The 26,241-nt window shown below is 73.9% G+C and carries 29 protein-coding genes and 1 pseudogene; 27 read left to right on the top strand and 3 right to left on the bottom strand.

All coding sequences use genetic code 11. The features are described 5' to 3' along the window. Positions 1 to 7: 7 nt before the first annotated feature. The 5 genes from FSW04_RS22825 to folK all read left to right on the top strand — a co-directional run bounded on the left by FSW04_RS22825 (position 8) and on the right by folK (position 3,649). A complete protein-coding gene (locus FSW04_RS22825) occupies positions 8 to 799 on the top strand; it encodes a YaaA family protein (RefSeq protein ID WP_146922489.1) in 792 nt (263 codons plus the stop codon). Positions 800 to 1,011: 212 nt separating this feature from the next. Continuing rightward, complete coding sequence (gene folP / locus FSW04_RS22820; protein ID WP_146923963.1) at positions 1,012 to 1,830, top strand: dihydropteroate synthase; 819 nt, start codon at positions 1,012 to 1,014, stop codon at positions 1,828 to 1,830. Then, positions 1,820 to 2,290, top strand: a complete 471-nt coding sequence (gene folB / locus FSW04_RS22815; RefSeq protein WP_146922488.1) for a dihydroneopterin aldolase — start codon at positions 1,820 to 1,822, stop codon at positions 2,288 to 2,290. Before folP ends, folB begins: the two co-directional genes overlap by 11 nt. 4 nt (positions 2,291 to 2,294) lie before the next feature. After that, positions 2,295 to 3,119 carry an acyl-CoA thioesterase gene (locus FSW04_RS22810; protein WP_146922487.1) on the top strand — a complete coding sequence of 275 codons (825 nt, stop codon included), beginning with the start codon at positions 2,295 to 2,297 and terminating at the stop codon, positions 3,117 to 3,119. Continuing rightward, positions 3,116 to 3,649, top strand: coding sequence for a 2-amino-4-hydroxy-6-hydroxymethyldihydropteridine diphosphokinase (gene folK / locus FSW04_RS27555; protein WP_146922486.1), 534 nt, complete (start codon positions 3,116 to 3,118; stop codon positions 3,647 to 3,649). The genes FSW04_RS22810 and folK overlap by 4 nt, the downstream gene beginning before the upstream one ends. On the opposite strand, the gene FSW04_RS22800 is transcribed toward folK, so the two are convergent. Then, positions 3,600 to 4,577, bottom strand: coding sequence for a cation diffusion facilitator family transporter (locus FSW04_RS22800; RefSeq protein WP_228430664.1), 978 nt, complete (start codon positions 4,575 to 4,577; stop codon positions 3,600 to 3,602). The two genes, folK and FSW04_RS22800, sit on opposite strands and share 50 nt — an antisense overlap. A gap of 54 nt (positions 4,578 to 4,631) precedes the next feature. Here FSW04_RS22800 and FSW04_RS22795 point away from each other — a divergent pair, with 54 nt between their 5' ends. Continuing rightward, positions 4,632 to 5,357 carry a class I SAM-dependent methyltransferase gene (locus FSW04_RS22795; protein WP_146922484.1) on the top strand — a complete coding sequence of 242 codons (726 nt, stop codon included), beginning with the start codon at positions 4,632 to 4,634 and terminating at the stop codon, positions 5,355 to 5,357. 317 nt (positions 5,358 to 5,674) lie between these two features. Here FSW04_RS22795 and FSW04_RS22790 read toward each other — a convergent pair whose 3' ends face one another. Continuing rightward, positions 5,675 to 6,415 carry a glutathione S-transferase family protein gene (locus FSW04_RS22790; protein WP_146922483.1) on the bottom strand — a complete coding sequence of 247 codons (741 nt, stop codon included), beginning with the start codon at positions 6,413 to 6,415 and terminating at the stop codon, positions 5,675 to 5,677. Positions 6,416 to 6,465: 50 nt separating this feature from the next. On the opposite strand from FSW04_RS22790, the gene FSW04_RS22785 reads away from it, so the two are divergent. From FSW04_RS22785 to FSW04_RS28025, 18 genes and pseudogenes are all read left to right on the top strand, one after another. Beyond that, positions 6,466 to 7,230, top strand: a complete 765-nt coding sequence (locus FSW04_RS22785; protein WP_146922482.1) for a type III pantothenate kinase — start codon at positions 6,466 to 6,468, stop codon at positions 7,228 to 7,230. Between the two features lie 60 nt (positions 7,231 to 7,290). After that, positions 7,291 to 7,551, top strand: coding sequence for a DUF192 domain-containing protein (locus tag FSW04_RS22780; protein ID WP_146922481.1), 261 nt, complete (start codon positions 7,291 to 7,293; stop codon positions 7,549 to 7,551). Next, entirely contained in the window at positions 7,536 to 8,537 is a 1,002-nt protein-coding gene (locus tag FSW04_RS22775; RefSeq protein ID WP_146922480.1) for a tRNA dihydrouridine synthase, read from the top strand. Before FSW04_RS22780 ends, FSW04_RS22775 begins: the two co-directional genes overlap by 16 nt. 86 nt (positions 8,538 to 8,623) lie before the next feature. Further along, positions 8,624 to 9,106 carry a transcription elongation factor GreA gene (gene greA / locus FSW04_RS22770; protein ID WP_146922479.1) on the top strand — a complete coding sequence of 161 codons (483 nt, stop codon included), beginning with the start codon at positions 8,624 to 8,626 and terminating at the stop codon, positions 9,104 to 9,106. A gap of 13 nt (positions 9,107 to 9,119) precedes the next feature. After that, on the top strand, positions 9,120 to 10,622 hold the full coding sequence (gene lysS, locus FSW04_RS22765; RefSeq protein WP_146922478.1) for a lysine--tRNA ligase: 1,503 nt from the start codon (positions 9,120 to 9,122) through the stop codon (positions 10,620 to 10,622). A 253-nt stretch (positions 10,623 to 10,875) separates the two neighbouring features. Further along, positions 10,876 to 13,482, top strand: a complete 2,607-nt coding sequence (locus FSW04_RS22760; RefSeq protein WP_228430662.1) for an ATP-dependent Clp protease ATP-binding subunit — start codon at positions 10,876 to 10,878, stop codon at positions 13,480 to 13,482. Between the two features lie 170 nt (positions 13,483 to 13,652). Continuing rightward, positions 13,653 to 14,045, top strand: coding sequence for a cyclic nucleotide-binding domain-containing protein (locus tag FSW04_RS22755; protein WP_187369036.1), 393 nt, complete (start codon positions 13,653 to 13,655; stop codon positions 14,043 to 14,045). A 101-nt stretch (positions 14,046 to 14,146) separates the two neighbouring features. Next, positions 14,147 to 14,365, top strand: a complete 219-nt coding sequence (locus tag FSW04_RS22750; protein ID WP_146922476.1) for a CDGSH iron-sulfur domain-containing protein — start codon at positions 14,147 to 14,149, stop codon at positions 14,363 to 14,365. After that, complete coding sequence (locus FSW04_RS22745; protein WP_146922475.1) at positions 14,362 to 15,429, top strand: aminotransferase class I/II-fold pyridoxal phosphate-dependent enzyme; 1,068 nt, start codon at positions 14,362 to 14,364, stop codon at positions 15,427 to 15,429. The genes FSW04_RS22750 and FSW04_RS22745 overlap by 4 nt, the downstream gene beginning before the upstream one ends. Before the next feature lie 27 nt (positions 15,430 to 15,456). Then, positions 15,457 to 16,233, top strand: a complete 777-nt coding sequence (locus FSW04_RS22740) for a hypothetical protein (protein ID WP_146922474.1) — start codon at positions 15,457 to 15,459, stop codon at positions 16,231 to 16,233. Between the two features lie 13 nt (positions 16,234 to 16,246). Further along, a complete protein-coding gene (radA, locus tag FSW04_RS22735; RefSeq protein ID WP_146922473.1) occupies positions 16,247 to 17,620 on the top strand; it encodes a DNA repair protein RadA in 1,374 nt (457 codons plus the stop codon). A gap of 86 nt (positions 17,621 to 17,706) precedes the next feature. After that, on the top strand, positions 17,707 to 18,819 hold the full coding sequence (gene disA, locus FSW04_RS22730) for a DNA integrity scanning diadenylate cyclase DisA (protein WP_146922472.1): 1,113 nt from the start codon (positions 17,707 to 17,709) through the stop codon (positions 18,817 to 18,819). A gap of 97 nt (positions 18,820 to 18,916) precedes the next feature. Beyond that, positions 18,917 to 19,462 carry a CarD family transcriptional regulator gene (locus tag FSW04_RS22725; protein WP_228430660.1) on the top strand — a complete coding sequence of 182 codons (546 nt, stop codon included), beginning with the start codon at positions 18,917 to 18,919 and terminating at the stop codon, positions 19,460 to 19,462. A gap of 6 nt (positions 19,463 to 19,468) precedes the next feature. Continuing rightward, positions 19,469 to 20,131, top strand: a complete 663-nt coding sequence (gene ispD, locus FSW04_RS22720) for a 2-C-methyl-D-erythritol 4-phosphate cytidylyltransferase (RefSeq protein ID WP_146922471.1) — start codon at positions 19,469 to 19,471, stop codon at positions 20,129 to 20,131. A 33-nt stretch (positions 20,132 to 20,164) separates the two neighbouring features. Further along, positions 20,165 to 20,995: a histidinol-phosphatase gene (locus tag FSW04_RS22715; RefSeq protein ID WP_146922470.1), complete on the top strand. Its 831-nt coding sequence runs from the start codon at positions 20,165 to 20,167 to the stop codon at positions 20,993 to 20,995. Further along, entirely contained in the window at positions 20,995 to 21,486 is a 492-nt protein-coding gene (gene ispF / locus FSW04_RS22710) for a 2-C-methyl-D-erythritol 2,4-cyclodiphosphate synthase (RefSeq protein WP_146922469.1), read from the top strand. Before FSW04_RS22715 ends, ispF begins: the two co-directional genes overlap by 1 nt. 11 nt (positions 21,487 to 21,497) lie before the next feature. Further along, positions 21,498 to 22,040, top strand: a pseudogene (locus FSW04_RS28760) (cation:proton antiporter domain-containing protein); the annotation flags it as partial. 61 nt (positions 22,041 to 22,101) lie between these two features. Beyond that, entirely contained in the window at positions 22,102 to 22,980 is an 879-nt protein-coding gene (locus FSW04_RS28025) for a cation:proton antiporter (protein ID WP_321167714.1), read from the top strand. A gap of 113 nt (positions 22,981 to 23,093) precedes the next feature. Here the strand turns inward: FSW04_RS28025 and FSW04_RS22700 are convergent, their stop codons facing one another. Further along, complete coding sequence (locus FSW04_RS22700; RefSeq protein WP_187369035.1) at positions 23,094 to 23,870, bottom strand: sensor histidine kinase; 777 nt, start codon at positions 23,868 to 23,870, stop codon at positions 23,094 to 23,096. 595 nt (positions 23,871 to 24,465) lie between these two features. Here FSW04_RS22700 and FSW04_RS22695 point away from each other — a divergent pair. The 3 genes from FSW04_RS22695 to FSW04_RS22685 are packed head-to-tail and all read left to right on the top strand — an operon-like array spanning position 24,466 to position 26,215. Continuing rightward, a complete protein-coding gene (locus tag FSW04_RS22695) occupies positions 24,466 to 25,167 on the top strand; it encodes a response regulator (RefSeq protein ID WP_187369034.1) in 702 nt (233 codons plus the stop codon). Next, the gene (locus FSW04_RS22690; RefSeq protein ID WP_146922466.1) at positions 25,164 to 25,844 is read left to right on the top strand and encodes a sensor histidine kinase; all 681 of its coding nucleotides are present in this window, start codon (positions 25,164 to 25,166) and stop codon (positions 25,842 to 25,844) included. The genes FSW04_RS22695 and FSW04_RS22690 overlap by 4 nt, the downstream gene beginning before the upstream one ends. Continuing rightward, entirely contained in the window at positions 25,841 to 26,215 is a 375-nt protein-coding gene (locus FSW04_RS22685; RefSeq protein ID WP_146922465.1) for a response regulator, read from the top strand. The genes FSW04_RS22690 and FSW04_RS22685 overlap by 4 nt, the downstream gene beginning before the upstream one ends. Positions 26,216 to 26,241: the final 26 nt, after the last annotated feature.

Below are 26,241 nucleotides of genomic sequence, written 5' to 3'. Positions count from 1 at the left end.
CGCCGCCGTGCTCGTGCTCCTGCCACCGTCCGAGGGCAAGCGCGCGCCCGCCTCCGGTCCGCCGGTCGACCTCGAGGCGCTCGTCCACCCGTCGCTGACGCGCAAGCGCCGCGCCGCGCTCGGGGCGCTGGAGCGCCTGGCCCGGGGGTCCCGCCCGCGCGCGCTGGCGGCGCTCGGGCTCTCCCCGGGCCAGGGCGCGGAGGTCGAGCGCGACGCCGGGCTGCTCCAGGCTCCCGCCGCCCCGGCCGGCGAGGTCTACACCGGCGTGCTCTACCAGCACCTCGACCTGGCGAGCCTGCCCGCGGGCGCCGCGAGGGGCGCCGGCGCCGAGGTGCTCGTCGCCAGCGCGCTGTGGGGCGTGGTGGCGCTCGAGGACCGGATCCCGGCCTACCGCCTTGCCATGGGCGCGCGGCTCCCGCTGCGCCCGGCGCCGCGCGGCGGGCTGGCGTCGTGGTGGCGGCCGGCCCTGGCCGCCGCCCTGCCCGACGCGCCGGGCGAGCTCGTGCTCGACCTGCGCTCGGGCGTCTACGCGGCGGCCTGGCGCCCGCGCGCCGCGACGCTCGTCGAGGTTCGAGCCCGCGACGAGCAGGGCCGGCCGATCTCGCACATGGCCAAGGCGGTCCGCGGCCGGGTCGCGCGCCGCGTGCTGGAGGCCGCCCGCCCGCCGGCCACGCCCGCGCAGGTCGCGGCGCTGGCCGACGACGGCGCCGGCCGCGTCGCGCTGCACGAGCCCGCGCGGGCGGGCGGGGCGTGGGTCGTCGAGGTGGTCGGTCCCGCCGCCGGCGCCGCCGGCGGCTGAGGTCAGGGCACGGCAGACGTGTCCAGCGCGTCGGGGATCGCCGCGACCTCGGTGCGACCTGCTCGGCGCGCTCGCGTGCGGGCGCCGGCAGCTTGGTGCGGCCGTGCGGGGGCGCGGGACGGTCCTCCGGGGCGGGACGCTCTCGGCGCGGCACGTGCCGGGGATGAGCCGATGGGTGCGTGCGCCGCACATCCGTCCTGGGGATAGCCTGCATGGCCGTGCGCGAGCCGTTCGAGATCATGGGCGTCGTCAACGTCACGCCGGACTCGTTCTCCGACGGGGGCGAGTGGTTCGAGCCCGACGCGGCCGTCACCCACGGCCTGCGGCTGAGCGCCGAGGGAGCCGCGATCCTCGACGTCGGCGGCGAGTCGACGCGCCCGCGCGCCCTGCCGGTCCCCGAGGACGAGGAGCTGCGCCGCACCGTCCCGGTCGTCGCGGCGCTCGCGCGCACGGGCGCGGCGGCGATCTCGATCGACACGACCAAGCTCGCCGTGGCCGAGGCCGCGCTGGCTGCCGGCGCCACGTACGTCAACGACGTCACCGCGCTGCGTGCCGCGCCCGACCTGGCCGGCCTCATCGCCGACCGCGGCGCGCGCTGCTGCCTCATGCACATGCTCGGCGACCCGCGGACGATGCAGGAGGACCCGCGCTACGACGACGTGGTCGACGACGTCAAGGCCTTCCTGCTGGACCGCGCGGAGTTCGCGGTGCGCGAGGGCGTGCGGGAGGACCGGATCGACCTGGACCCCGGCATCGGGTTCGGCAAGACCGTGGAGCACAACCTCGAGCTGCTGCGGCGCGTGGACGAGATCGCCGGCCTCGGCTTCCGGGTCGCGGTCGGGGTGTCGCGCAAGACGTTCATCCACCGTCTGGCCGACGTGCCCGACCCGCACGACCGGGCCCCGGGCACGATCGCGGCCAACGTCCTGGCCTACGAGCGGGGCGCCCGTCTGTTCCGCGTGCACGACGTGGCCCAGGCGCGCCAGGCGCTCTTGGTCGCTGCTGCTACGTTGGGGCCCGATGGCGCCTGAGCATGAGCCCGACGACGACCTCGAGCCCGAGGGCACCGAGGACGACGCCGACAGCGACTTCGAGGACGGGGGCGACCAGACCGAGGTGACGATCGAGGTCCGCGGGCTGTCGCTGTACACGCATCACGGGGTGACCGCCGCCGAGCGGGAGGTGGGCCAGCGCCTCGTCCTGGACATCCGCCTCGAGGTCGGCGACTGCGACGCGACCGTGACCGACATGGTCGAGGACACCGTCGACTACGGCGAGGTCTGCAACACCGTGTCGCTCGTCGCCCAGCAGCGCTCCTACAAGACGCTCGAGCGCCTCTGCTCGGCCGTGGCCGACCGGCTCCTGGACGAGTACGCCGCGGACGAGGTGTGGGTCAAGGCCGCCAAGCCCGAGCCTCCGATCCCGCTGTCGGTCGACGAGGTCAGCGTCGAGGTCTGGCGCCAGCGCGGCGGCGCCGACGACGAGGACTGAGCGGGTGGCCGATGGCTCGCCGGTCCCGGACCTCGTGTCCGACACCGCGGTCGCGGCCGCGGGCGGGGGCGTGTGGCACGCGGCCGTCTCCGACGCGTGGAACGTCCCGCGCGGCCCCAACGGCGGCTATATCGCCGCCGTCGTGCTGCGCGCCATGCTGGCCGAGCTCGACGATCCGGTCCGGGCCGCGCGCTCGCTGACCGTGCACTACCTCGCGCCGCCGGCCGCGGGCCCCGCGGAGATCCACGTGACCGTGGAGCGCGCAGGGCGCTCGTTGACGACGCTCAGCGCGCGGATGGTCCAGGACGGACGCGCCGTGGTCGCGGCGCTCGGCGCGTTCTCGGCCAACTTCCCGCCCATCGTGAACTTCGAGGCGCCCGCCCCGCAGGTCGCGCTGCCCGAGGGGCTGCGGGCCGCCCCGGCCGAGGGCCTGGGCATCATGCCGATCGCGGCGCGGACGCTGACGGCGCCCGTCTTCGGGGCGCCCCCGTTCTCCCGCGCCGCCGAGGCCGTGACCGGCGGGTGGATGCGCCTGGCCGAGCCGCACCCGGCCGACGCCGTGGCCATCGCCTTCTACGCCGACGCCTGGCTGCCGTCGGCCTTCACGCTCCTGCACGCGCCGGCGCCCGCCCCGACGATCGACCTCACGATCCATTTCCGCGGCCGGCTGCCCCATGCCGGGATGGCCGCCGACGACCCCGTGCTCGCGCGCTACGTCTCGCGCACCTCGCGCGACGGGTTCTGCGAGGAGGACGGGGAGATCTGGGCGCCCGACGGCACGCTCCTGGCCCAGAGCCGGCAGCTCATGCTGCTGTTCGCGCCGCGGTGAGCGCCGCGGCGGTCACGGGCCACCTCGGCCTGGGCTCCAACGTGGGCGACCGGGCCGCGGCGCTGCAGGCCGCGGTCGACGCGCTCGCCGCGCACGGGGTGCGCGTGCTGGCCTCCTCGTCGCTGTACGAGACCGACCCCGTCGGCGAGGTCCTCGACCAGCCGGCGTTCCTCAACGCCTGCGTGGCGATCGCGACGGACCTGGTCCCCGAGGCGCTGCTGGACGCCGCCAAGGCCGTCGAGCGCGGCCTGGGGCGCGAGACCGACACGACCGCGGCGGCCTACCTACGCCACGGGCCGCGGTCGATCGACGTCGACGTGCTGCTGCTGGGCGCCCGCGAGCATCGCAGCGCGCGCCTGCAGGTGCCCCACCCGGCGCTGCTGCAGCGCCGCTTCGTCCTCATCCCGCTGCTCGAGCTCGATCTCGGCCTGGCCACCCCCGCGGGGGGGTCGCTGGCCGGCGCCCTGGCCGCCCTGCCGGTCACCGAGGGCGTTCGGCGCGCCGGGCCGCCGCTGCGGGTCCCCGCCTAGGGGCGGGGGCGGGCATCTCGAGCTGGACCAGCTCGCCGCCCTGGTGGTCCATCTGCAGCGTGCTGTGCTCGATGCCGAAGCGCTCGCCGAGCATCGTCTGCAGCCGCACGCGGGCGTCGTGGCAGTCGCAGTCTCGCCCGACGACGACGTGCGCCGCCAGCGCGGGGAAGCCCGAGGAGACCTCCCAGACGTGCAGGTCGTGGACCTCCACGACGCCGCGGGCGCCGGCGAGCGCGTGGCCGATCTCGTCGACGTCCATCCCGCGCGGCGCCGCCTCGAGGAACACGCGACCGGAGTCGCGCAGAAGCCCCCAGGCCGCGCGCAGCATGATCGCCGCCACGAACAGCGCCGCGATGCCGTCCGCACGGCGGAACCCGGTCGCCAGCATCACCCCGCCCGCCACGGCGGTGGCGATGAACGCCGCGAGGTCGGTGAGCAGGTGCTGATAGGCGCCCTCGATGTTCATCGAGCTGCGGTTGGCGCGCGCGAGCATCCACGTCGCGGCGAGGTTGACCACGACGCCCAGCAGCGCGACGGCCAGCACCGCGCCGCCCTGCACCGCGGGCGGGTCGAAGAGCCTGCGGAGGCCCTCGACGATGACGAGGATCCCGAGGACGAGCAGCGTCGCCCCGTTGAACTGCGCCGAGAGGATCTCGGCGCGGAGCAGACCGAACGTGAACGCGCCCTTGGCCGGCCGCTGCGCGAGCCCGATCGCCACGAGCGCCAGCGCGATCGCCGCGGCGTCGGTGAGCATGTGCGCCGCGTCGGAGAGCAGCGCGAGCGACGAGGCCGCGATGCCGACGGCGACCTCGACGGCCATGAAGCCGACGATGAGGACGAGGACGACCGTCAGCTTGGAGCGGTCGGCGCCGGCCGACACCGCGTGGCTGTGGCCGTGCCCGGCGTGGTGGTCGTGGTCGTGGGCCACGGCGCGAAGGCTAGAGCGTGGCCGGGCGCTCGGCGTGCGGTCTAGGTTGGCGTCATGGAGTCGGCCTCCGTGCGCGCCCATGCCGCCGTGCCGTTCATGAGCCCCATGTCGGAGACGGCCGTCGACGCGGCGATCGCCGCGCTGGCGCTGCCGCCGCGGGCACGGGTCCTCGAGACGGGCTGCGGCGCGGCCGAGCTGCTGCTGCGGGTCCTGGAGGCCCACCCCGGGGCGACGGGCGTGGGCGTCGACCTCGACCGCGACGTCCTGGAGCGCGCGCGCCGGGCGGCGGCACGCCGCCTCCCCGGCCGCGCGCCCGAGCTCATCGCGGCGCCCGCGGGGGAGGCGGCCCTGCCGCCCGGCGGCCACGACCTGGTGATCAACGTCGCGTCCTCGCACGCCCACGGCGGCTGGCCCGCCGCCCTGGGCGTCCTCGCCGGGCTCGTGCGCCCGGGCGGCCTCGTCCTGCTCGGCGAGGGCTTCTGGGCCCGCGAGCCCTCCCCGGCCGTCCTCGACGCGCTCGGCGGCGCCACGGTAGGCGAGCTGCCCGCCGGCCTGCCCGCCCTGGTCGCCGAGGCCGGCCGCGCCGGGCTGACCGTCGTCGCGACCGCGGAGGCCGGCGCCGCCGATTGGGCGGCCTACGAGGAGGGGCTGGCCGCCGAGGCGGCGCGCCATCCCGACCCGGAGGCCCAGGCCTACGCGCGGCGCATCCGCGAGCGCCGTGCGCTGCCCGGCGGGACCGACACGATGGGCTTCGCGCTGCTGACCCTGCGCCGCGGCTGACCCAGGACGCGGCGACCAGCCCGGTCGAGCATCCGGTCCAGCGCGGCGACGATCCCGTTGCGTGCCGGGCCGCGGTCGCCGGCGCGGGCCACGTACGTCGCGTCTTCTCCAGGGCGCCGATCGGCAGGGAGGCCGGCGGCGCGACGGGCTGGACGGCGATCGCGCCGTGCTGCATCCCGGCCGCGAGCACGCCGGTCACCAGCCCGGGCCCGTGGCGCAGGCCGATCTCGCAAGGTCCGGGCGCCGGACCAGCCCGAGCGCTTGGCCTCGCTCATCGCGGGCTTCGCGGACCGCTCCGGCGGCGCCCGCGGCGGCCCTCAGGCCACGGCGGCCGGCTGAGGCGGCAGCCACGCGGCGGGCAGCGCGCCCGCCGCGACCGTGCCGGGCAGCGGCGCGAACCAGCGCGCCGCCAGGGCGCCGGCCGGGTGGGCGGCCAGCAGCGGGCGCAGGTCCTGCATCGTGGCCAGCAGCCGCAGCGAGGCGCCGATCTGCAGGTCGGCGGCGTTGGGCGCCGCGCCGCCGAGCACGCCCGCGGCGATCCACGCGTCGACGGTGTCGAGCATGCCGGGCAGCGCGGCCAGGTCGGCGCGGACCGCCTCGTCGGTCACGCCGTTCATCCGGCGCTCGACGGGCAGGATGACCTTCGCGGCGGCCTTGACCACCGCCATCGGCAGCTTCGGGCTGCGCTGGCCCTCCTGGAAGCCGTGCATCGCGGCCGGATCGGCGGCGAACGCCGTCCACAGCAGCCGCCGCGGGACGGGCTGCAGCACCTCGTCGCCCCAGCGCTCGGCCTCGCCGATCTCCGGGGCGCCGAAGAGCGCGGGCTCGGGCGCCCGGCGCTCGAGCTCGCGCAGGATCGCGCGCGAGCCCTGGACCTTGACGCCGTCCTCGAAGCGGATGCCGGGCACGGTGCGCCGGCCGAACAGCGGCGTCATGACCAGCGGCTGCGAGGACGCGGGCAGCTCGACCAGCCGGTAGGGGATGCCCTTGAGCTCCAGCGCGCGCTGCACGGTCGCGCAGGGATGAGAGCCGTGGACGACGAACAGGCGGGCGGGCATGGCGCCACCCTAGAGCCTGACCCGGGGCCCGGTTGGCATGATGCGGCGCGATGCTCCTCGTCGTCGACGTCGGCAACACGCAGACCCACCTCGGGACCTACCGGGGCGACGACCTCGTCGAGCACTGGCGCTTCGCGACGGTGCGCACCTCCACGGCCGACGAGCTGGGCGCCGCGCTACGCAACCTGCTCGAGCTGCGCGGGGTCGGCCTGGCCGACCTCACGGCGTCCATCGTGTCCTCCACCGTGCCCCAGCTCGAGCCGGAGTGGCTGGCGATGGTCGAGCACTACCTCGGCCACCGCATGCTGGCCGTCGGCCCGGGCATCCGCACGGGCATGCCGATCAAGATCGACAACCCGCGCGAGCTGGGCGCCGACCGCCTCGTCAACGCCGTCGCGAGCTTCGAGCGCCTCGGCGGCCCGTGCATCTCGGTGGACTTCGGCACCGCGGTCAACTTCGACGTCGTCTCGTCGCAGGGCGAGTACATCGGCGGCGTGCTCATGCCGGGCGTGGAGATCTCGCTCGACGCGCTGACCAGCCGCGGGGCCAAGCTGCCGCGCATCGACCTCGTCGCGCCGCGGCGCACGATCGGCAAGGGCACCGTGGACGCGATCCGCTCCGGCGTCGTGTTCGGCTTCGCGGCCGCCGTCGACGGGCTCATCGCACGCATCCAGGACGAGCTGGGGGAGGAGGCGCCGACGATCGCCACCGGCGGCCTGGCCGGGGTCGTGGTGCCCCACGCCGAGTCGATCGACGTCGTCGACGACCTCCTCACGCTCAAGGGGCTCAAGCTCCTGCACGAGCGCAACGCCTGAGCGCGGACATCCCCGCCCGCGACGGGGGCGACTCCGGGGGCCTGCGGGCCTGGGGAGGGCATGGACCTCCCGATCGTCGTCGCCGACACGCCCGGCCGCCGGCTGCGCGGCCTGCTCGGCCACCGCCGGCCCCCGCCCTACGCCCTGCGCCTGGAGGGCTGCCGCTGCGTGCACACGTTCGGCATGCGCTTCGCGCTGGACCTGCACTGGCTCGACGCGAGCGGCGCGGTCATCCGCGTCGACCGCGGCGTCGGGCCCGGCCGGGTGCGGGCCTGCCTGCGGGCCAGGGCTATCGTGGAGGTCCCATGCGACCCGCCCTGACCGACCCCTGGGAGCTGGCCGGCCTGCACCTGCCCAACCGCGTGCTGCTGGCGCCCCTGGCCGGTATCGGCAACTGGTTCGTGCGGCTGCAGGCGGCCCGCCACGGCGCGGGCATGGCCTACAGCGAGATGGTCTCGAGCTTCGCGATCCACCACGGCAACGCCAAGACGCTGACCGAGCTGCTGCGCGTGCACCCCGACGAGGGTCCGACGGCGCTGCAGCTCTTCGGGCAGGACCCCGACGTCATGCGCAGCGCGGCGGCCCACGTCGCCGAGCACGTGCCCCAGGTCGACATCATCGACCTCAACATGGGCTGCCCGGTGCCCAAGGTCTGCAAGACCGGCGCCGGCGCGGCGATGCTCAAGGACCCCGAGACGGCCGTGGCCGTCGCCCGCGCGGCGGGCGAGGGCTCCGGCCTGCCGGTGACCGTCAAGCTGCGCTCGGGCTCGGTGCCCGGCGACCGCAGCGGCGTCGAGCTGGCCCACCGCCTCGTGCAGGACGCCGGCGTCGCGGCCATCACGTTCCACCCGCGCTCGGCCAAGGTCCACCACAAGGGCGTGCCCGACTACGACCTGGCGGCCGAGCTCGTCGCGTCGCTGCCCGCCCCGGTGATCCTCACCGGCGGCCTGCAGACCGCCCGGCAGGTCCACGACGCCTACGAGCACACGGGGGCCGCGGCCGTGATGCTGGCCCGCGGCTCGCTCGGCAACCCGTGGCTGTTCGAGGAGGTCCTCGGCCGGCGCACGGAGGGGCCGAGCCCCGAGGAGGTCGTGGCCGAGTGGACGTGGGTCATGGACCGCGCGGTCGAGCACCTGGGCCCCGACCGCGCCGAGCGCTACCTGCGCAAGTTCCACGCGTGGTACGTCGAGCGCCTCGGTGGCGGCCGGGCGCTGAAGGAGGCGCTGCAGCAGACCGCGACCGTCGAGGCCGCACGCGCCCTGGTGACGGCCTGGCCGGCGCGCACGACGACCCTCCAGCACGCCTAGGGTCCGCCGCTATACTGCCGCGCTCGCCGGTCCGGGGAGCAGCTGCGCAGGACTCCTCGGTGCCGGACCGCCGACTCCCTCACGGAATGCCCCGAGACGTCATCCTCACCCCCGAAGGCCTCGTCAAGCTCAAGGAAGAGCTCGCGCATCTGCAGACCGATCGCCGCCGCGAGGTCGCCGAGCGCATCAAGGAGGCCCGCGAGTTCGGCGACATCTCCGAGAACTCCGAGTACGACGACGCCAAGAACGAGCAGGCCATGCTCGAGGCCAAGATCGCGCAGTTCGAGGAGCGCATCCGCGCCGCGACGGTCGTCAACCCCGAGGACCTGACCAACGACGTCGTCGGCGTCGGGTCGACCGTCCACGTCAAGGACGAGAAGACCGGCAAGTCGCAGAAGTTCACGATCGTCGGCTCGGCCGAGGTGAGCCCGGGGGAGAACAAGATCTCCAACGAGTCGCCCGTCGGCCGCGCGGTCCTGGGCCACAAGCGCAACGACGTCGTGTCGGTCCAGGTCCCCAAGGGCCCGGCCCGCAAGCTCAAGATCACCAAGATCGACGTCGGCCTCTAGGGTCGCGGGCACCATGGCCGCGCCCGACGATCCGGCGGGCGGCGAGCACGCGCCCGCTGAGCACGAGCCCGAGCTGCTGGCGGTCCGCCGCGCGAAGCTCGACCGCCTGCGGGCCGACGGGATCGACCCGTTCCCGCCGTCGTTCCCCGGGGTCGTGCCGACCGCGGACGTCCGCGCCGCCCACGAGGGGCTGGAGGCGGGCGCCGAGACCGACGCGGCCTACCGCGTCGCCGGGCGCCTGGTCCAGCGCCGGGGCCAGGGCAAGATGGCGTTCCTGGACCTCGTGGACCGCTCGGGGCGCCTGCAGCTGCAGGCCCGGCTCGACGTGCTCGGCGAGGAGCGGATGGCCCGCCTGCTCGAGCAGGTCGACCTCGGCGACATCATCGGGATCGACGGAACGGCGTTCGTCACGCGCCGCGGCGAGCTGAGCCTGCGCATCGACGACTTCACCGTGCTGGCCAAGGCGCTGCGCCCGCCGCCCGACGCCCACTACGGGCTGCGCGACGTCGAGACGCGCTTCCGCCGCCGCGAGCTCGATCTCATGGCCAGCGAGGAGGCGCGCGCGCTGTTCGTCACCCGCGCGCGCATCGTCTCGGCGGTGCGCCGGTTCCTCGACGAGCGCGGCTTCGTCGAGGTCGAGACCCCCGTGCTGCAGCCGCTGTACGGTGGCGCCGCGGCCCGGCCGTTCACCACGCACTTCAACGCGCTGGACCGCGACCTCTACCTGCGGATCGCGACCGAGCTGTACCTCAAGCGCCTGATCGTCGGCGGCCTGGAGCGCGTCTACGAGCTGGGCAAGGACTTCCGCAACGAGGGCATCTCCTACAAGCACAACCCCGAGTTCACGATGGTCGAGTGGTACGAGGCCTACGCGGACTACGAGGACATGATGCGGCGCGTCGAGGAGCTGCTGCCCGCCGTCGCGCAGGCCGCCGGCGTCGGCCCCGAGCACCCCGTCGACTTCACGCCGCCCTACCGCCGCGTCGGCCTCGTCGACGTCATTCGCGAGGCGACGGGCATCGACGTCATGGCCCACCAGGGCGACGGCGAGCTCGCCGCGGCGATCGCGCGGGCGGGGATCGACATCCCCACCGATGGCCTGGAGTGGCCCGGCCTGGTCGACGACCTCTTCTCCAAGAAGGTCGAGCCGACGCTGGTCCAGCCCACGTTCGTGATCGACTACCCCAAGGCCCTGTCGCCGTTCGCCAAGGACCACCGCTCGGTGCCCGGCCTCGTCGAGCGCTTCGAGGTCTTCGCCGGCGGCATGGAGCTGGGCAACGCCTTCACCGAGCTCAACGACCCCGACGAGCAGCGCGCCCGCTTCGAGGCCCAGGTGCGGCTCGCCGAGGCCGGCGACGAGGAGACCACGCCCTACGACGAGGTCTTCGTCCAGGCGCTCGAGCAGGGCATGCCGCCGACGGCCGGGATCGGCGTCGGCATCGACCGCCTGGTCCTCCTGATGACCGGGCGCCACTCGATCCGCGAGATCGTGCTGTTTCCCGCGATGCGCGAATGAGCGGCCCGAAACCGGCCGTGTGCAGGCCTTTCACGCCCCCAAAGGGTGCCGAGGGGGCTGCGGTAAACTGCGGCATGCCCGCCGCTTGGACCCGATCGACTCATCCTCTCGGCCCTCGTGGTCGAATAGGTGGGTAGATCGGGTAGCTCGGTGACCTCCAGCACCGGCCGCCCAGGACGACGTTCCCCCCATCCGGACCACCTCTTCGACCGACCTCTAGCGATCCCCCCGCAGCAGGAAGGACGTTCCCCAGATGTTCGAGCGATTCACAGAACGAGCCCGCCAGGTCGTCGTTCTCGCGCAGGAAGAAGCGCGCACGCTCAAGCACAACTACATCGGCACCGAGCACATCCTGCTCGGGCTGCTGCGTGAAGAGGAGGGCCTGGCGGCCCGTGTCCTGGAGTCCCTGGACATCACCGTGGAGCGCGTGCGCGCGCAGGTGGTGCGCATCGTGGGCTCCGGCGAGGAAGTCACCTCCGGGCAGATCCCCTTCACGCCGCGCGCCAAGAAGGTGCTCGAGCTGGCCCTGCGCGAGGCCCTGAGCCTCGGCCACAACTACATCGGCACCGAGCACATCCTCCTCGGCCTCGTCCGCGAGAACGAGGGCGTCGCCGCCCGCATCCTCCTGGACTTCGACGCCGACTCCGAGAAGATCCGCAACGAGGTCATCCGGATGCTGTCGGGCCCCGGCGGGCGCCGCCAGGGCGGACAGGCCGCGGGCGCCCAGGGCGCCGCCGCCGCCGGCACGGGCGAGGGCAAGAAGTCCTCCAAGCTGCTGGACCAGTTCGGCCGCAACCTGACCAAGCTCGCCGCCGAGGGCAAGCTCGACCCCGTCGTGGGCCGCGAGACCGAGATCGAGCGGATCATGCAGATCCTCTCGCGCCGCACGAAGAACAACCCCGTGCTCATCGGCGAGCCGGGCGTGGGCAAGACCGCCGTGGTCGAGGGCCTGGCCCAGCGGATCACGAACGCCGACGTGCCCGAGCTGCTCAAGGGCAAGCAGATCTACACGCTGGACCTCGCCGCCCTCGTCGCCGGGTCGAAGTACCGCGGCGAGTTCGAGGAGCGCCTCAAGAAGGTGATGAAGGAGATCACCCAGCGCGGCGACATCATCCTGTTCATCGACGAGCTCCACAACCTCGTCGGCGCGGGTGCGGCCGAGGGCGCGATCGACGCGGCCTCGATCCTCAAGCCGGCGCTGGCGCGCGGCGAGCTGCAGACGATCGGCGCCACGACGCTCGACGAGTACCGCAAGTACCTCGAGCGCGACTCGGCGCTGGAGCGCCGCTTCCAGCAGATCCGCGTCGACCAGCCGTCGACGGACGAGACCGTGCAGATCCTCAAGGGCCTGCGCGACCGCTACGAGCAGCACCACAAGGTCGAGATCACCGACGAGGCCCTAGAGGCCGCGGCGGAGCTCGCCGACCGCTACATCTCCGACCGGCAGCTGCCGGACAAGGCGATCGACCTCATCGACGAGGCCGCGTCGCGCATGCGCATCAAGTCGATGACCTCGCCCCCGGTCTACCGGGAGCTCGAAGAGGAGATCGAGGAGACGCGCCGCGCCAAGGAGGCCTCGATCGAGGCGCAGGAGTTCGAGAAGGCCGCCAACCTCCGCGACAAGGAGCGGCGCCTGACGAACAAGAAGCGCGAGCTCGAGGAGCAGTGGGAGGCCGGCGAGGCCGAGGGCGCCGAGCGCCCGGCCATCGGCGAGGAGGAGATCGCCGACATCGTCTCGATGTGGACCGGCATCCCGGTGTTCAAGCTCACCGAGGCCGAGACGCAGAAGCTCATGCGCATGGAGGAGGAGCTCCACAAGCGCGTCATCGGGCAGCACGCCGCCGTCGAGGTCATCTCGAAGGCGATCCGGCGGTCCCGTGCGGGCCTCAAGGACCCCAAGCGGCCCACGGGCTCGTTCGTGTTCCTCGGGCCGTCGGGCGTCGGCAAGACCGAGCTGGCCCGGACGCTCGCCGAGTTCCTGTTCGGCGACGAGGACTCGATGATCCGCATCGACATGTCGGAGTACATGGAGAAGCACGCGGTCTCGCGCCTCGTCGGCTCGCCCCCCGGCTACATCGGCTACGACGAGGGCGGCCAGCTCACCGAGGCCGTGCGACGCAAGCCGTACTGCGTGCTCCTGCTCGACGAGATCGAGAAGGCGCACCCGGACGTGTTCAACATCCTCCTGCAGATCCTGGAGGACGGCCGTCTGACGGACTCGCAGGGGCGCACGGTGGACTTCCGCCACGCGATCGTGATCATGACCTCCAACATCGGTGCGTCGGAGATCGCGCGCAACACGCCGCTGGGCTTCGCCGTCTCCGACGACGAGACGGGCATGACCTACGACGACATGAAGCTCCGGGTCATGGGCGAGCTCAAGAAGGTGTTCCGGCCCGAGTTCCTCAACCGCATCGACGACGTCATCGTCTTCCACAAGCTGCAGAAGGACGAGATCAAGACGATCGTCGAGCTGCTGCTGCGCCGCATCCGCGAGTCCCTGGCCGAGCGCGAGCTCCAGCTCGAGCTCTCCGACGACGCCAAGGACCTGCTCGTGGAGAAGGGCTGGGATCCCGCGATGGGCGCCCGGCCGCTGCGCCGCGCGATCCAGCGCTACATCGAGGACCCGCTCGCCGACTTCGTCCTGCGCGCCGAGCTCATGCCCGGCGGCACGGTGATGGTCGACAAGGCGGCCGAGGGCGTCGACCCCGAGGTCGCGCTGTCGGTGGTCGCGCCCAAGAAGCAGCCCAAGCCGGTCGGCGTGGGCGCCTCGGGCGAGGGCGACGACGAGCCCGCCGAGGACAAGATCCTGCCCGGCGAGCCCGACCAGCCGCGCTCGGAGACCCCCGAGGTCGAGTAGCCCGGCGCCGGGTCCCCGGCATCGGCAGTCTGCGCGAAGGGCGGCCCGGCGGGCCGCCCTTCGCCGTTGCCGGGCCGGCTCGGTCGTGTGACACCTCTCCGTCCGGGAGGACCGGTGCATCTGGCACGATGACGCCGCCCCATCCGCCGCCCCCGTCACAGGAGAGTCCCGTGGACGCCGCACGCCTGAAGCGCATCTCGGTCTTCGCCGACCTCGACGAGGACGCCCTCGCGAAGATCGCGGGGCTGGCCGCCGAGGTCTCGGTGCCCGCCGGCAAGGAGCTCGTGCGCGAGGGCGACTACTCCTACGACGTGCTCGCCATCGAGGAGGGCACCGCGCGCGTCGAGCGCCGGGGCCGCCACCTCGCCGACCTCGGGCCGGGCGACGTGATCGGCGAGATGGGCGTGCTGGAACGCGATCAGCGCAACGCGACCGTCGTGGCGACGTCGCCCATGCTGCTCATGACGCTGACCAGCTGGGACATCCGCAGGCTGCGCAAGTCGGCCCCCGAGGCCGTGGACCACCTGCGGGGCCTCGTGGAGCAGCGCAGGGAGGACGCCTGATCCTCGCCTGGCGGCTCGGACCAGGTCGCGGGTGTCCGCCCAGAGGGCGAACCCGCAGGCCGGACATCCCCGTGCCGCCGCCGGGCTCGTAGCCTGGGGGCATGAGCGCGCCGCAGGTCGAGATCAAGGTCCGCGACGACGGGCCCTACAAGGTGACCGGTCCCGTGAGGCTCGTCGACGCCGACGGCGGCGTCTTCGACGTCCCCGACGGCGTCCCGATCGCGCTCTGCCGCTGCGGCCGCTCGGCCGACAAGCCGTTCTGCGACGCCGCCCACCGGGCCGCCGGCTTCGAGAGCTGCCCGCGCGCCGCCCGCCGATGAGGGGCGACTCGACGCGGGCCGTCCACGCCGGCCTGCCGGCGCCCGAGCAGGGCCGCCCGTTCCTGCCCGGGCCGACCTTCGCCGCCCCCACCCACTGGGCCGGCGACGCCGCCCCGGAGGGCTACGCGCGCTTCGCCAACCCGACCTGGGAGCGGTACGAGGCCGCGCTGGGCGAGCTCGAGGGCGGCGAGGTCGTCGTCCTGTCCTCGGGCATGGCGGCGGCCGCCGCCGTCCTGCTGCCGCTGCTGGGCCCCGGCGACGTGCTCGTCGCGCCGTCGGACGCCTACCCCGGCGTCCGCACGATCGCGCTCGAGCACCTGCGCCCGCGCGGCGTCGAGGTCCGGCTCGTGACCTCCCACGAGGACGCCTTCACCGCCGCGCTGTCCGGTGCGACGCTCGTCTGGATCGAGTCGCCGTCCAACCCGGGCATGGACGTCCTGGACCTGGCGGCCCTCGCGCAGGCCGCCCACGCTGCGGGCGCGCTGGTGGCCGTCGACGGCACGCTGGCCACGCCGCTGCGTCGCCGGGCGCTGGACCTCGGCGCCGACTTCGCGATGTCGAGCGCGTCCAAGCACCTCAGCGGCCACTCCGACCTGCTCCTGGGCTACGTCGCGGCCCGCGACCCCGAGCGCGCCGCCGCGCTGCGTGCCTGGCGCGGGCTGACCGGCGCGATCCCCGGGCCCTTCGAGGTCTGGCTGGCGCACCGCTCGCTGGCCACCCTCGCGGTGCGCCTGGAGCGCCAGGAGGCCAACGCCGCCGGCCTGGCCGAGCTGCTCGCCGGCCACCCGGCCGTCACCGACGTGCGCTGGCCCGGCTTCGGCTCGGTGCTCGTGTTCACGCTGGCCGACGAGGACACCGCGCAGCGCTTCCTGGCCGGCTCGGCGCTGGTCACCGAGGCCACGAGCTTCGGCGGCGTGCACTCCTCCGCCGAGCGCCGTGCGCGCTGGGGCACCGACGACGTGCACGCCGGCTGCATCCGCTTCAACGCGGGCATCGAGGACCTCGGCGACCTGCTCGGCGACGTGACCGCCGCGCTCGCCGCGGCGACCGCCACCACGCGCTGAGGCCGCGTCAGGCATGCTGCACGCTCGTTGAGCGTCCTGGCCCTCAAGCTGCTGCTCGCGCCCAGCTTCCTGGTCGTCACCTCGGTGGTGGCCCGCCGGCTGGGCCCCCACATCGCGGGGATCCTGGCCACGCTGCCGGTGATCGCCGGCCCCATCCTGCTCGTCGTCGCGCTGGACCACGGCCGCGGGTTCGGCGCCGACGCCGCGACCGCCTCGCTGCTCGGCCTGCTCTCGACGACGGCCTTCGTCGTGGTCTACGTCCTCGTGGCGCGCCACCGCCCGTGGCCCGTCGCGCTGGCGGGCGCGCTCGCGGCGTTCGGTGCCGGGACGGCGCTGTGCTCGGAGCTGCACATCGAACCGGTGCCCGGGCTGCTGCTGGCCTTCGCGGGCTTCGGCCTCTCCTACGCCCTGCTGCGCGTCCCCGACGAGGTGCCCGGGGCCGGCTGGCTGGCCCCGCCGCCGTGGGACCTGCCGGTGCGCGCGGTCTGCGCGGGGGGGATGGTCGTGCTGCTGACCGCGCTGTCCTCCGGGCTGGGCCCGCACCTCAGCGGGCTGCTCTCCACGTTCCCGATCATCACGAGCGTGCTGGCCGCCTTCACGCAGGCCCAGCGCGGCAGCGCGGAGGCCACGCGCCTGCTGCGCGGGATGCTGCTGGGCTTCTTCGCGTTCGCGGCGTTCTGCTTCACCGTCGCCGTCTCGCTGCGCTCCGTCGGCATCGCCGGAGCCTTCGCGCTGGCCTCGGCGGTCACGATCCTGACGCAGGCCTCGATCCTGGGGGGCGGAGCCGTCGGGTCACGGGCCTAGTCTCCGTGAGCCCATGGCCCGCCCCACCACGATCCACGTCTGCAGCAGCTGCGGCCACACGGAGGCCCGCTGGCATGGGCAGTGCCCGGGGTGCGGGGAGTGGAACACGCTCGTGGAGGAGCGCGCGCCGGCCGCCCGCGCCGGCGGCGGCGCCGCGGCGCCCCGGCGCGCGGGGCCGGCCGCCGTCCCCGTCGCGCTGCGCGACGTGCGGGCGGAGACCGTGGCGCGCCTGTCGACCGGCATCGGCGAGCTGGACCGCGTGCTGGGCGGCGGCCTGGTGCCCGGCTCGCTCGTGCTGCTGGGCGGCTCGCCGGGCATCGGCAAGTCGACGCTGACGGGCATGGCGACGGGCAACCTCGCCGGCGCCGGGCGCCCGACGCTCTACGTCTCGGGCGAGGAGTCCGCCGCGCAGATCCGGATGCGCCACGAGCGGCTGGAGACCGAGGGGTGCCGGGCCCTGGACGTCCCCGTGCTCGCCGAGACCGACGTCGACGCGGTGCTGGCGACGATCGAGGCCCACCGGCCCGCGGTGTGCGTCATCGACTCCGTGCAGACCCTCAGCGCCGCCGACCTCACCGGCGCGCCGGGCTCCGTCGGCCAGGTGCGCGAGGTCGCGGCGCGGCTCATGCGCGCGGCGAAGACCGCCGGCACGACGGTGATCCTCGTCGGGCACGTCACGAAGGAGGGCTCGATCGCCGGTCCCCGCGTCCTGGAGCACCTCGTGGACTGCGTCCTGCAGTTCGAGGGCGAGCGCGAGCGCACCTACCGCACGCTGCGCGCGCTGAAGAACCGCTTCGGCTCCACGAGCGAGACCGGCGTCTTCGAGATGCGCCAGGGCGGCCTGGTCGAGGTGCTCGACCCCAGCGCGCGGTTCGTCGGGGAGGCCACCGGCAAGCCCGGCAGCGTCGTGCTCGCGGCGATGGAGGGCAGCCGCCCGCTGCTCGTCGAGGTCCAGGCGCTCGTGTCCCAGAGCGAGATCGTGCCACCGCGGCGCGTCTGCACCGGCATCGACCGCAACCGCCTGGCGCTGGTCCTGGCCGTGCTCGGCCGTCACGCCGGCGTCGGGGTCGGCACCAGCGACGTCTTCGTCAACGTCGTCGGCGGCGTGCGCGTCGACGAGCCCGGCGCCGACCTGGCCGTCGCGCTCGCGGTGGCCAGCGCGGCGCGCGGCGTCGCCCTGGGCAGCCCCGCCGAGGCGGCCCGGCCGCTGGCCTGCTTCGGCGAGCTCGGGCTGACGGGCGAGCTGCGCACCGTCGGCCACCCCGAGCGGCGCCTGGCCGAGGCGGCCAAGTTCGGCCTCGGCGACGCCGTGCACCCGGGCTCGGCGCAGACGCTGCGCCAGGCGCTGCGCGCCGCCTTCGGCGCGGTGCGCCCCGTCGCCGCATAGCCGCCGGAGGGGGCCCGGCCACCCCGAAGGACCAGGGTCTGAGGCGATAAGCCGGAAGTAAAGAACCCCTGGTAAGATTGACCGCGATGGCGCAGCGATCCGGGGATGAGCTCAACGAGCTCGAGAGCCGTCAAGAGCCCCGGCTCGTGAAGGCGCTGGAGATGGTCGCCCCCGGAACGGCGCTGCGCGAGGGGCTGGACAACATCCTCCACGCGCACACCGGCGGCCTGCTGGTCATCGGCGACCACGACGAGCTCAGCTTCCTGTTCTCCGGCGGCCTGAAGCTCGACATCGACTACACGCCGGCGCTGCTGTACCAGGTGGCGAAGATGGACGGCGGCATCGTCCTCAACGCCAACGCGACGAAGCTCGCGATGGCCAACGTCCAGTTCACGCCGGACCCGACGATCCTGTCGCTGGAGACCGGCACGCGCCACCGCACGGCCGAGCGGGTCTCCAAGCAGACCGACGCGATCGTCATCGCGATCTCCCAGCGGCGTGAGGTCGTGTCGCTCTACGTCGACGGCGCGAAGTACATCCTCGAGGACATCCCCGTCGTGCTGGCCAAGGCCAACCAGGCGCTGGCGACCCTCGACAAGTACCGCACGCGCCTGGACCAGGTCTCCACGCGCCTCACCGCGCTGGAGTTCGAGGGCGGCGCGACCCTGCACGACGTCCTGACGGTGCTCCAGCGCTCCGAGCTCGTGACGCGCATGGCCGTCGAGATCGAGCGCTACATCGTCGAGCTGGGCACGGAGGGCCGGCTCATCGAGATGCAGCTCGAGGAGGTGATGGTGGGCGTCGCCGCCGACAAGGCCGCGCTCATCCACGACTACCTCGCCGAGGACTCCGACGAGACCTTCGCGGCCGCTCTGGACCAGCTCGGCCGCATGCCCCATCAGGACCTGCTCGACTTCGGCCGGCTGGCCGAGCTGATGGGCTACGACCGCAAGCTCAACACGCTCGACTACCCCGTGTCGCCGCGCGGCTTCCGCATCCTCGGGCGCATCCCGCGCCTGCCGAAGCTCGTCGTGGCGCAGATCGTCAAGGAGTTCGGCGGGCTCGACGAGCTGCTGGCGGCGACCGACGCGGAGCTGGAGACCGTGGAGGGCGTCGGAGAGATTCGTGCGAAGGACATCCGCGAGGGACTTCGCCGGTTGCAGGAGATCAACCTCGTGGACCGGTACCTGCAGACCTGAACGGCCTCACGGCCGGCTGGAAACGCGGCCGCCCTCCTTCCGGACGGCGGCCCAACCTAGGAGGACCACCATTCCCGGTAGCACTGAAGAGCAGATCATGGAAGACCTCGAGATCGTCGAGGTCGTGAACATCGACTTCGAGATCGGCGACAACGTCGTCTACCCGCATCACGGCGCGGGGCAGGTCCTCAAGAAGGAAGTCAAGAAGATGTTCGGTGAGGAGCGCGAGTACCTCACCATCAAGATCCTGCACAACGACATGACCGTCATGGTCCCGTGTGAGAACGCCGGCATCGCCGGCCTGCGCCGGGTCATCGACGAGGAGACCGTGCAGAAGGTCCTCGCCGTCCTGCAGGACGAGCTGTCGGAGATGCCCAAGAACTGGAACCGCCGGTTCAAGCACAACCGCGACAAGATCAAGACCGGCGACATCTACGAGCTGGCCGAGGTCGTGCGCAACCTCGCGATCCGCGAGTACGACAAGGGCCTGTCGACCGGTGAGAAGCAGATGTTCACCCGCGCCAAGAAGATCCTCGCCTCCGAGCTCATGTACGCGCTGGAGAAGACAGAGGACGACGCCGAGGCCTACCTCGACGACCTGCTCACGTCGTCGGCCGAGCGCCTCGCCGCCGCCGCGAAGTAGCACCTGATGTCTGCGGTCGCGCTCGTCGTGGCCGCCGGTCGTGGCGAACGCCTTGGGTCCTCCGGTCCCAAGGCGTTCGTCATGTGCGGGGGTCGCCCGATGCTCGAGTGGAGCATCGACGCGCTCCGAGCCGTGCCCGAGGTCGAGCACGTCGTGGTGGCGCTGCCGCCCGGGATCGAGGCCCCCGCGGGCACCAGCGGCGTCGTGGGCGGCAGCGAGCGTTCGCACTCGGTGCGTGCGGCGCTGCACCACACCCTGGCCGGCGACCCGGTCCTCGTCCACGACGCCGCCCGCCCCCTGCTGACCCCGGAGATCGTCCGGGCCTGCCTGGCCGGGCTGGACGCCGACGCCGACGCCGCGATCGCCGCGGCGCGCGTGACCGACACGATCAAGGAGGGCGACGGCGCGACGCCCGCGTCGGTGGCCCGCACGCTGGACCGCGACCGGCTCTGGGCCGTGCAGACGCCGCAGGTCTTCCGCCGCGACGTGCTGGAGCGCGCGCTGGCCCAGCCCCACGACGTGCTGGCCGCCGCGACCGACGACGCCTCGCTGGTCGAGGCGATGGGCGGGACCGTGCGCCTCGTAGAGTGCCCCAGGGAGAACCTCAAGGTGACGACCCTCGTGGACCTCCACGTCGCCGAGGCGCTGCTCGCCGCGCGGCGCCCCTGACCTTCCCGCACCCCGCCCGCCACCGCCCCTCCCGTGCTGACCGACTACCACGTCCACCTGCGTCCCGACGAGCCCGGCACCCCCGCCGAGCGCCACTTCACCGCTGAGAACGCCGAACGCTACCGCGAGGTCGCCGCCGAGCGCGGCATCGAGGAGCTCGGCGTGGCCGAGCACGTGTACCGCTTCACCGCCGCGCTCGACGTCTGGCAGCACCCGCTGTGGGTCCAGAGCGCCCAGGACGACCTCGATCGCTACTGCGACTTCGTGCGCGACGAGACCGACCTCAAGCTCGGGATCGAGGCCGACTTCGTCCCCGGCCGCGAGGAGCGCATGCGCGAGCTGCTCGAGGAGCGCGACTTCGACTTCGTCGTGGGCTCGATCCACTTCCTCGCCGAGGGCGCGCTGGACTACGACAAGTACGACGTGTGGAACAGCGGCCGCAGCGCCGACCACATCTGGCGGACCTACTTCACGTGGCTGGGCGAGCTGGCGGCCACCGGCATGTACGACATCCTGGCCCACCCCGACCTGGTCAAGCACTGGGGCCGCGAGCAGCGCCCCTGGCCCGAGAAGGACCTGCGCTTCTACTACGACCTGGCCATGGAGCAGATCGCCGAGTCGGGCATCGCCATCGAGGTCTCGACGGCCGGGCTGCGCAAGCCCGTCGGCGAGATCTACCCCGACGCGGCCTTCCTGGAGATGATCGTGGACGCCGGCAACCCGATCGCGCTCTCCAGCGACGCGCACACCCCCGACCAGCTCGGCTACGAGTACGACAAGGCCCTCGAGCTCCTCGACGCCGTCGGCATCACCGAGCTGGCCGTCTTCGACCGCCGCGCGCGGCGCCTGGAGCCGATCGGCTGATGCCCGGGATCCCACGCACCGGCATCGGCTGGGACTCCCACCGCCTGGTGGCGGATCCGCTGCGCCGCCTCGTCCTGGGCGGCGTCGACCTGCAGCACAGCCATGGGCTGCTCGGCCACAGCGACGCCGACGTCCTGGCCCACGCGGTCATCGACGCCGTGCTGGGCGCCGCCGGACTGGACGACATCGGCGCCCACTTCCCCGACACCGACGCCGCGTTCAAGGACGCCGACTCCATGGCCCTCCTGCGCGAGGTCGTCGCGCGGGTCGCCGCCGCCGGCCTGGTCGTCGCCAACGTCGACACGACCGTGATCATGGAGCGCCCCAAGCTTGCGCCGCACCGCGACGCGATCCGCACCGCGCTGGCCGACGCGCTGGGCGTGCCGCCCTCGGCGGTCAACGTCAAGGCCTCCACCGGCGAGGGCCTGGGCTTCGTCGGGCGCGGCGAGGGCGTCGCCGCGCTGGCCGTCGCGGTGCTCGTCGCCCCCTAGGGCCGCCGACGATGCACGGGGACCTCGTGGTGCTCGGCGTCCTGCTCGGTGCGGGCGCCTTCCTGCTGCTGGCCGAGCGCACGGGCATCCCGTACCCGATCCCGCTGACGGTGGGCGGCGCCGCGCTGGCCTTCCTGCCCGGCGTCGACAGCTTCGAGCTGGACCCCGCGATCATCCTGGTGGCCTTCCTGCCGCCGCTGCTGTACGCCACGGCGTTCTTCTCCTCGCTGCAGGACCTGCGCACCAACGTGCGGCCCATCGGCTCGCTGGCCGTGGGGCTCGTCGTCGCCACGACCGTGGCCGTCGCCGCGGTGGCCCACGGGCTCATCGACGGGCTGTCCTGGCCGGCGGCGTTCGTGATCGGCGCGATCGTCTCGCCGACCGACCCGGTGGCGGCCGTGGAGATCGCCGTGCGCTCGCGCGCGCCCCGGCGCCTGGTGACCATCGTCGAGGGCGAGAGCCTCATCAACGACGCCACGGGCCTCATCGCCTACAAGTTCGCGGTGGCGGCCGTGGTCTCGGGCTCGTTCTCGCTGGCCACCGCGGTGGGGGACTTCCTGCTCAGCGCCGCGGGCGGCATCGCGATCGGGCTCGTCGTCGGCTGGCTGATCGCCGCTGCGCCGGCGCCTGGACGACGCGCCGACGGAGATCACCATCTCGCTCCTGACGCCCTACCTCGCCTACCTGCCCGCCGAGGCCGCCGGCGTGTCGGCGGTCCTCGCGGCGGTGACGTCGGGCCTGTACCTGGGCTGGCGCTCGCCCGAGCTCGTCACGCCGTCGACGCGCATCCAGTCCGTGGCGTTCTGGGAGATCCTGGTCTTCGCGCTCAACGCGGCGCTCTTCGTGCTCGTCGGCCTGCAGCTGCACACGGTCATCGACGGGCTCGGCGGCATCACCACCGGCGACCTGGCCGCCGACGCGGCGATCGTGTGCGGCGCCGTCATCGTCACCCGCTTCGCCTTCGTCCTCCCGTTCACGATCGTGTCCCGCATGGTCGCCCGCTGGTGGCCCGACCGGCAGGCCGACGAGCCGCCGGGCTGGCGCGTGAGCGGCCTGCTGGGCTGGTCGGGGATGCGCGGAGCCGTGTCGCTGGCCGCCGCGCTGGCCATCCCGCTGCGCACCGGCGCCGGCGCGCCGTTCCCCGACCGCGACCTCATCATCTTCCTCGTGTACGCCGTGATCCTCGTGACGGTGGCGGGGCAGGGGCTGACGCTCGGCCGGCTCATCGGGCTGGCGGGCGTCTACGACGACGAGGAGACCGTGGCCGAGCAGGAGGCGCGGGCCCGCATCGCCACCGCCGCCGCCGCGCTCTCGCGCCTGGACGAGCTGGCCGGCGAGGAGTGGGTGCGCGACGGGACGGCGGACCGGATGCGCGGCGTCTACGAGTTCCGGATCCGGCGCTTCGAGTCGCGCCTGGACGAGGACGACGACGGCGACATCGAGGAGGGCTCGCAGGCCTACCAGCGGCTGCGCCGCAAGGTCCTGGAGGCCTAGCGCGCCGAGGTCATCCGCCAGCGCAACCGCGGCGAGATCACCGATGACATCATGCGCCGGATGGAGCGCGACCTCGACCTCGAGGACGCGCGCCTGGAGATCTGACGGTGCGCTCAGGCGCTGCGCGGCAGGAGCTCGGGCGGCGCGGCGGCCGGGCGGCTGTACGTGCCCAGCTCGGCACGCAGGTCCTCGACGATGGCCTTCTGGCGGTCGGCGAGCCGCAGCGACGAGAGCGCCGCGGCGCGGGCGCCGCGCGTGAGCGTCAGGGGGAGATCGACGACGAACAGCGCGCCGCCCTCCGGCGCGTCGCCCACGGCCGCCGACCCGCCGTGCAGCTGCACGATCTCGCGGACGATGGCCAGGCCCAGGCCGCTGCCGCCGGACTGGGCGCCGCGCTGGTAGCGCTCGAAGATCGCGTCGCGCTCGCCGGGCGGGACGCCGGGGCCGTCGTCGGCGACCTCGAGCAGCATCCGGCCCTCGGGCGCGTGCAGCGTGCAGCGCACGACGCCGCCCTGCGGGGCGTGGCGGATCGCGTTGGCCAGCAGGTTGGTCACGACGGACACGAGCTTCTCCTCGTCGGCCATGGCCGGGAGGTGGTCGGGAAGCCCGGTGCGCAGGTCCAGGTCGCGCTCGGCGGCGAGGCTCTGGAAGCCGTCCACGCAGGCGCGCACGATCGCGGCCACGTCGACGACGGCGAGCTCGAGCTGGGGATCGAAGGTCTCCAGCCGGGCCATGAGCATCATGTCCTGGACGCGGCGCAGCAGCGAGTAGGCGTTGGCGCGGATGCGCGCCAGGTCCTCCGCGTTCTGGCCTTCGAGCTGGCCGGACTCCTCCATCCGTCCACAGAGCGCGAGCATGATCGACAGCGGCGACTTGAGCTCGTGCCCCACATCGGCCAGGGCCTGCCGGCGTGCGTCGTCGGCCGGGGACGCGTCGATGGGGCGGCGAGGACCCTGGTCACGCCACCACCGCGCCGGATCCCGGCGCTGCCTGGCGTGCTCCGCCTCTCGACCATCCTGGTCGATGTCGGCCTCGTACCTCACGTTGGACGATCCCCTTTCCGTACGACATCGTGTCCTCCGGAACCCTGTGATCGGCAATCAAACGTGAGGAACGCACCCCCCGTAGGTGAAATTCCTACCCCGGTCCACGGCGCCGGTGTCCTCCAGGCGCCCGGCAACACCTCACCTGGGCGGCTCGCGGGGCCTCCGTATCGTCGCCCGGGCACGGTCGCGTGGCACGATGCCGCGCGCCGCGCCGCACCGGCGGCCCCGGGGTACCGCCTCACGCGGGGTCCGGAGCTCGCGGGCGCGCGGCGGCCCCCAGATCCCCAGCGGGGGCCGCCACCGCGCCACCGCAGAACACCCCGGATTCCGGTCATGGGGGTGAAAAATACCCCCTGCCTTCAACCGCATCCTCTTTTCTATGGAAGCAGCCGGACAGGACGGCTCCGGTCGGGACCGAGACCAGGAAGGGCTCATGGGGATGGAATTCAAGGCTGAGAGCAGCGAGAAGACGCTGCGCGTGATCGTCGCCGACGACGACCCGCTCGCGCGGCGGATGCTGCGCGACGTGCTCCAGCAGGCCGGCATCACGGTGATCGCCGACACCGGCAGCGGCCGCGAGGCCGTCGAGCTGGCGGCATACTACAAGCCCGACGTCGTCGTGATGGACCTCATCATGCCCGGCATGGACGGGCTGGCCGCCATGGGCGAGATCACCCGCAGCGCGCCCGACGTCAAGGTGGTGATCCTCACCTCCAGCGACGACGACGAGGTGGGCCTGATGACCCTGCGCGCCGGCGCGGCGGGCTTCCTGTGCAAGAACGTCGGCATCGACTCCCTGCCCCGCGCCCTGTACTGCGCCCGCGACGGCGAGGCCGTCATCACCCGGCGCCTGACGATGCGCCTCATCGAGGACCTGCGCCTCGTGCGCCACGACAGCGCCGGGCTGCGCCCGATCCGCAGCGACCTGACCTCGCGCGAGTGGGAGGTCCTGGACCTCCTGTGCCAGAACCTGTCGACCGACGAGATCGCCGACCGGCTGGTCGTCTCGGTCGAGACCGTCCGCTCGCACGTCAAGAACGTGCTGCGCAAGCTCGACGTGCGCTCGCGGCGCGAGGCCGTCGCCGCCGCCTCGCGGCTGCGCGCGGGCATGCTCGAAGACGGGCTCGCGGCCGAGGAATGACGTCCGGCGACCCTGCGCGGCCCCCATCGCAGGGAGAGCTGGACGCCTACGCCGCCCTGGCCGCCCATCAGCTCGGCGAGGCGGTGGCGCTCGTGCGCGGGGCCGCGTCGCTCCTGCACGGGCAGCGCAGCCGCCTGGGGCCCGGCGGGGAGGACGCCCTGCGCGCGCTGGGCGCCGGCACCGATCGCGCCCAGCGCTTCGTCGACGACCTCCTGGACCTCGTCCGCGCCTCCGGCGAGGCGTCCGAGGCCCCCGGCGCGCCCCTGGACGCGGCCCTGGACCTGGCCGCCGCCGACCTCGACGTCGCCATGCGCCGGGCAGGGCTGACGCTCCTGCGCGAGCCGCTGCCCGCGTCGGCCCTGGGGGCCGGCGAGGCCGAGCGGCTCTTCGGCCACCTGCTGCGCAGCGCGCTGGCCGGCGCGGCGCGCCGCATCCAGATCACCGCGGAGACGGCCGGCGGCGTTGTCGCGCTCGAGGTCCTCGACGACGGTTCGCCCCCGCGCGCCGACACCGACCCGTTCGCGCCGTTCGGCCGCCCGCGCGGCCGCGGGCCGATGCTCGGCGCGGGCGTCGGCATGGTCGTCTGCCGCCGGCTCGTCGAGCGTCGCGGCGGGACGATCACGATCACCGAGGGTCCCGATCGCGTCCTGGTGTCCATCCGGGTGCCCGCGGCATGAGCGCGGTCCGCGTCCTGCTCTGCGACGACGCCGCCGAGTTGCGCGCCCTGCTGCGCTGGGTCTTCGAGCGTGGCGAGGACGCCGAGATCGTGGGGGAGGCCGGCACGAGCGATGCGGCGCTGGACCTGACCGCCGACCTCGACCCCGACGTCATCGTCCTCGACCTCCAGATGCCGAGCCTGTCGCCCGCCGAGCTGTTGCGCGCGATGGCCGACATCGCGCCCGGGACGCCGATCGTGACGTTCTCGGGCTTCGAGCCCGAGCTCGTCGCGCGGGCGCAGGCCCGCCTGGTGACGCTGCACATCCCCAAGACCACCGACCTCGAGCTCGTCCGCGAGGCCGTCGTCGAGGTCGGGCGCCGCCGGGCCTAGGCGCGCGGCGGCGGCCGTGCCACGCC

It is taken from the genome of Baekduia soli, assembly GCF_007970665.1.
GTDB classification, from domain to species: domain Bacteria; phylum Actinomycetota; class Thermoleophilia; order Solirubrobacterales; family Solirubrobacteraceae; genus Baekduia; species Baekduia soli.
This window is presented reverse-complemented; position numbering and strand designations above follow the sequence as displayed.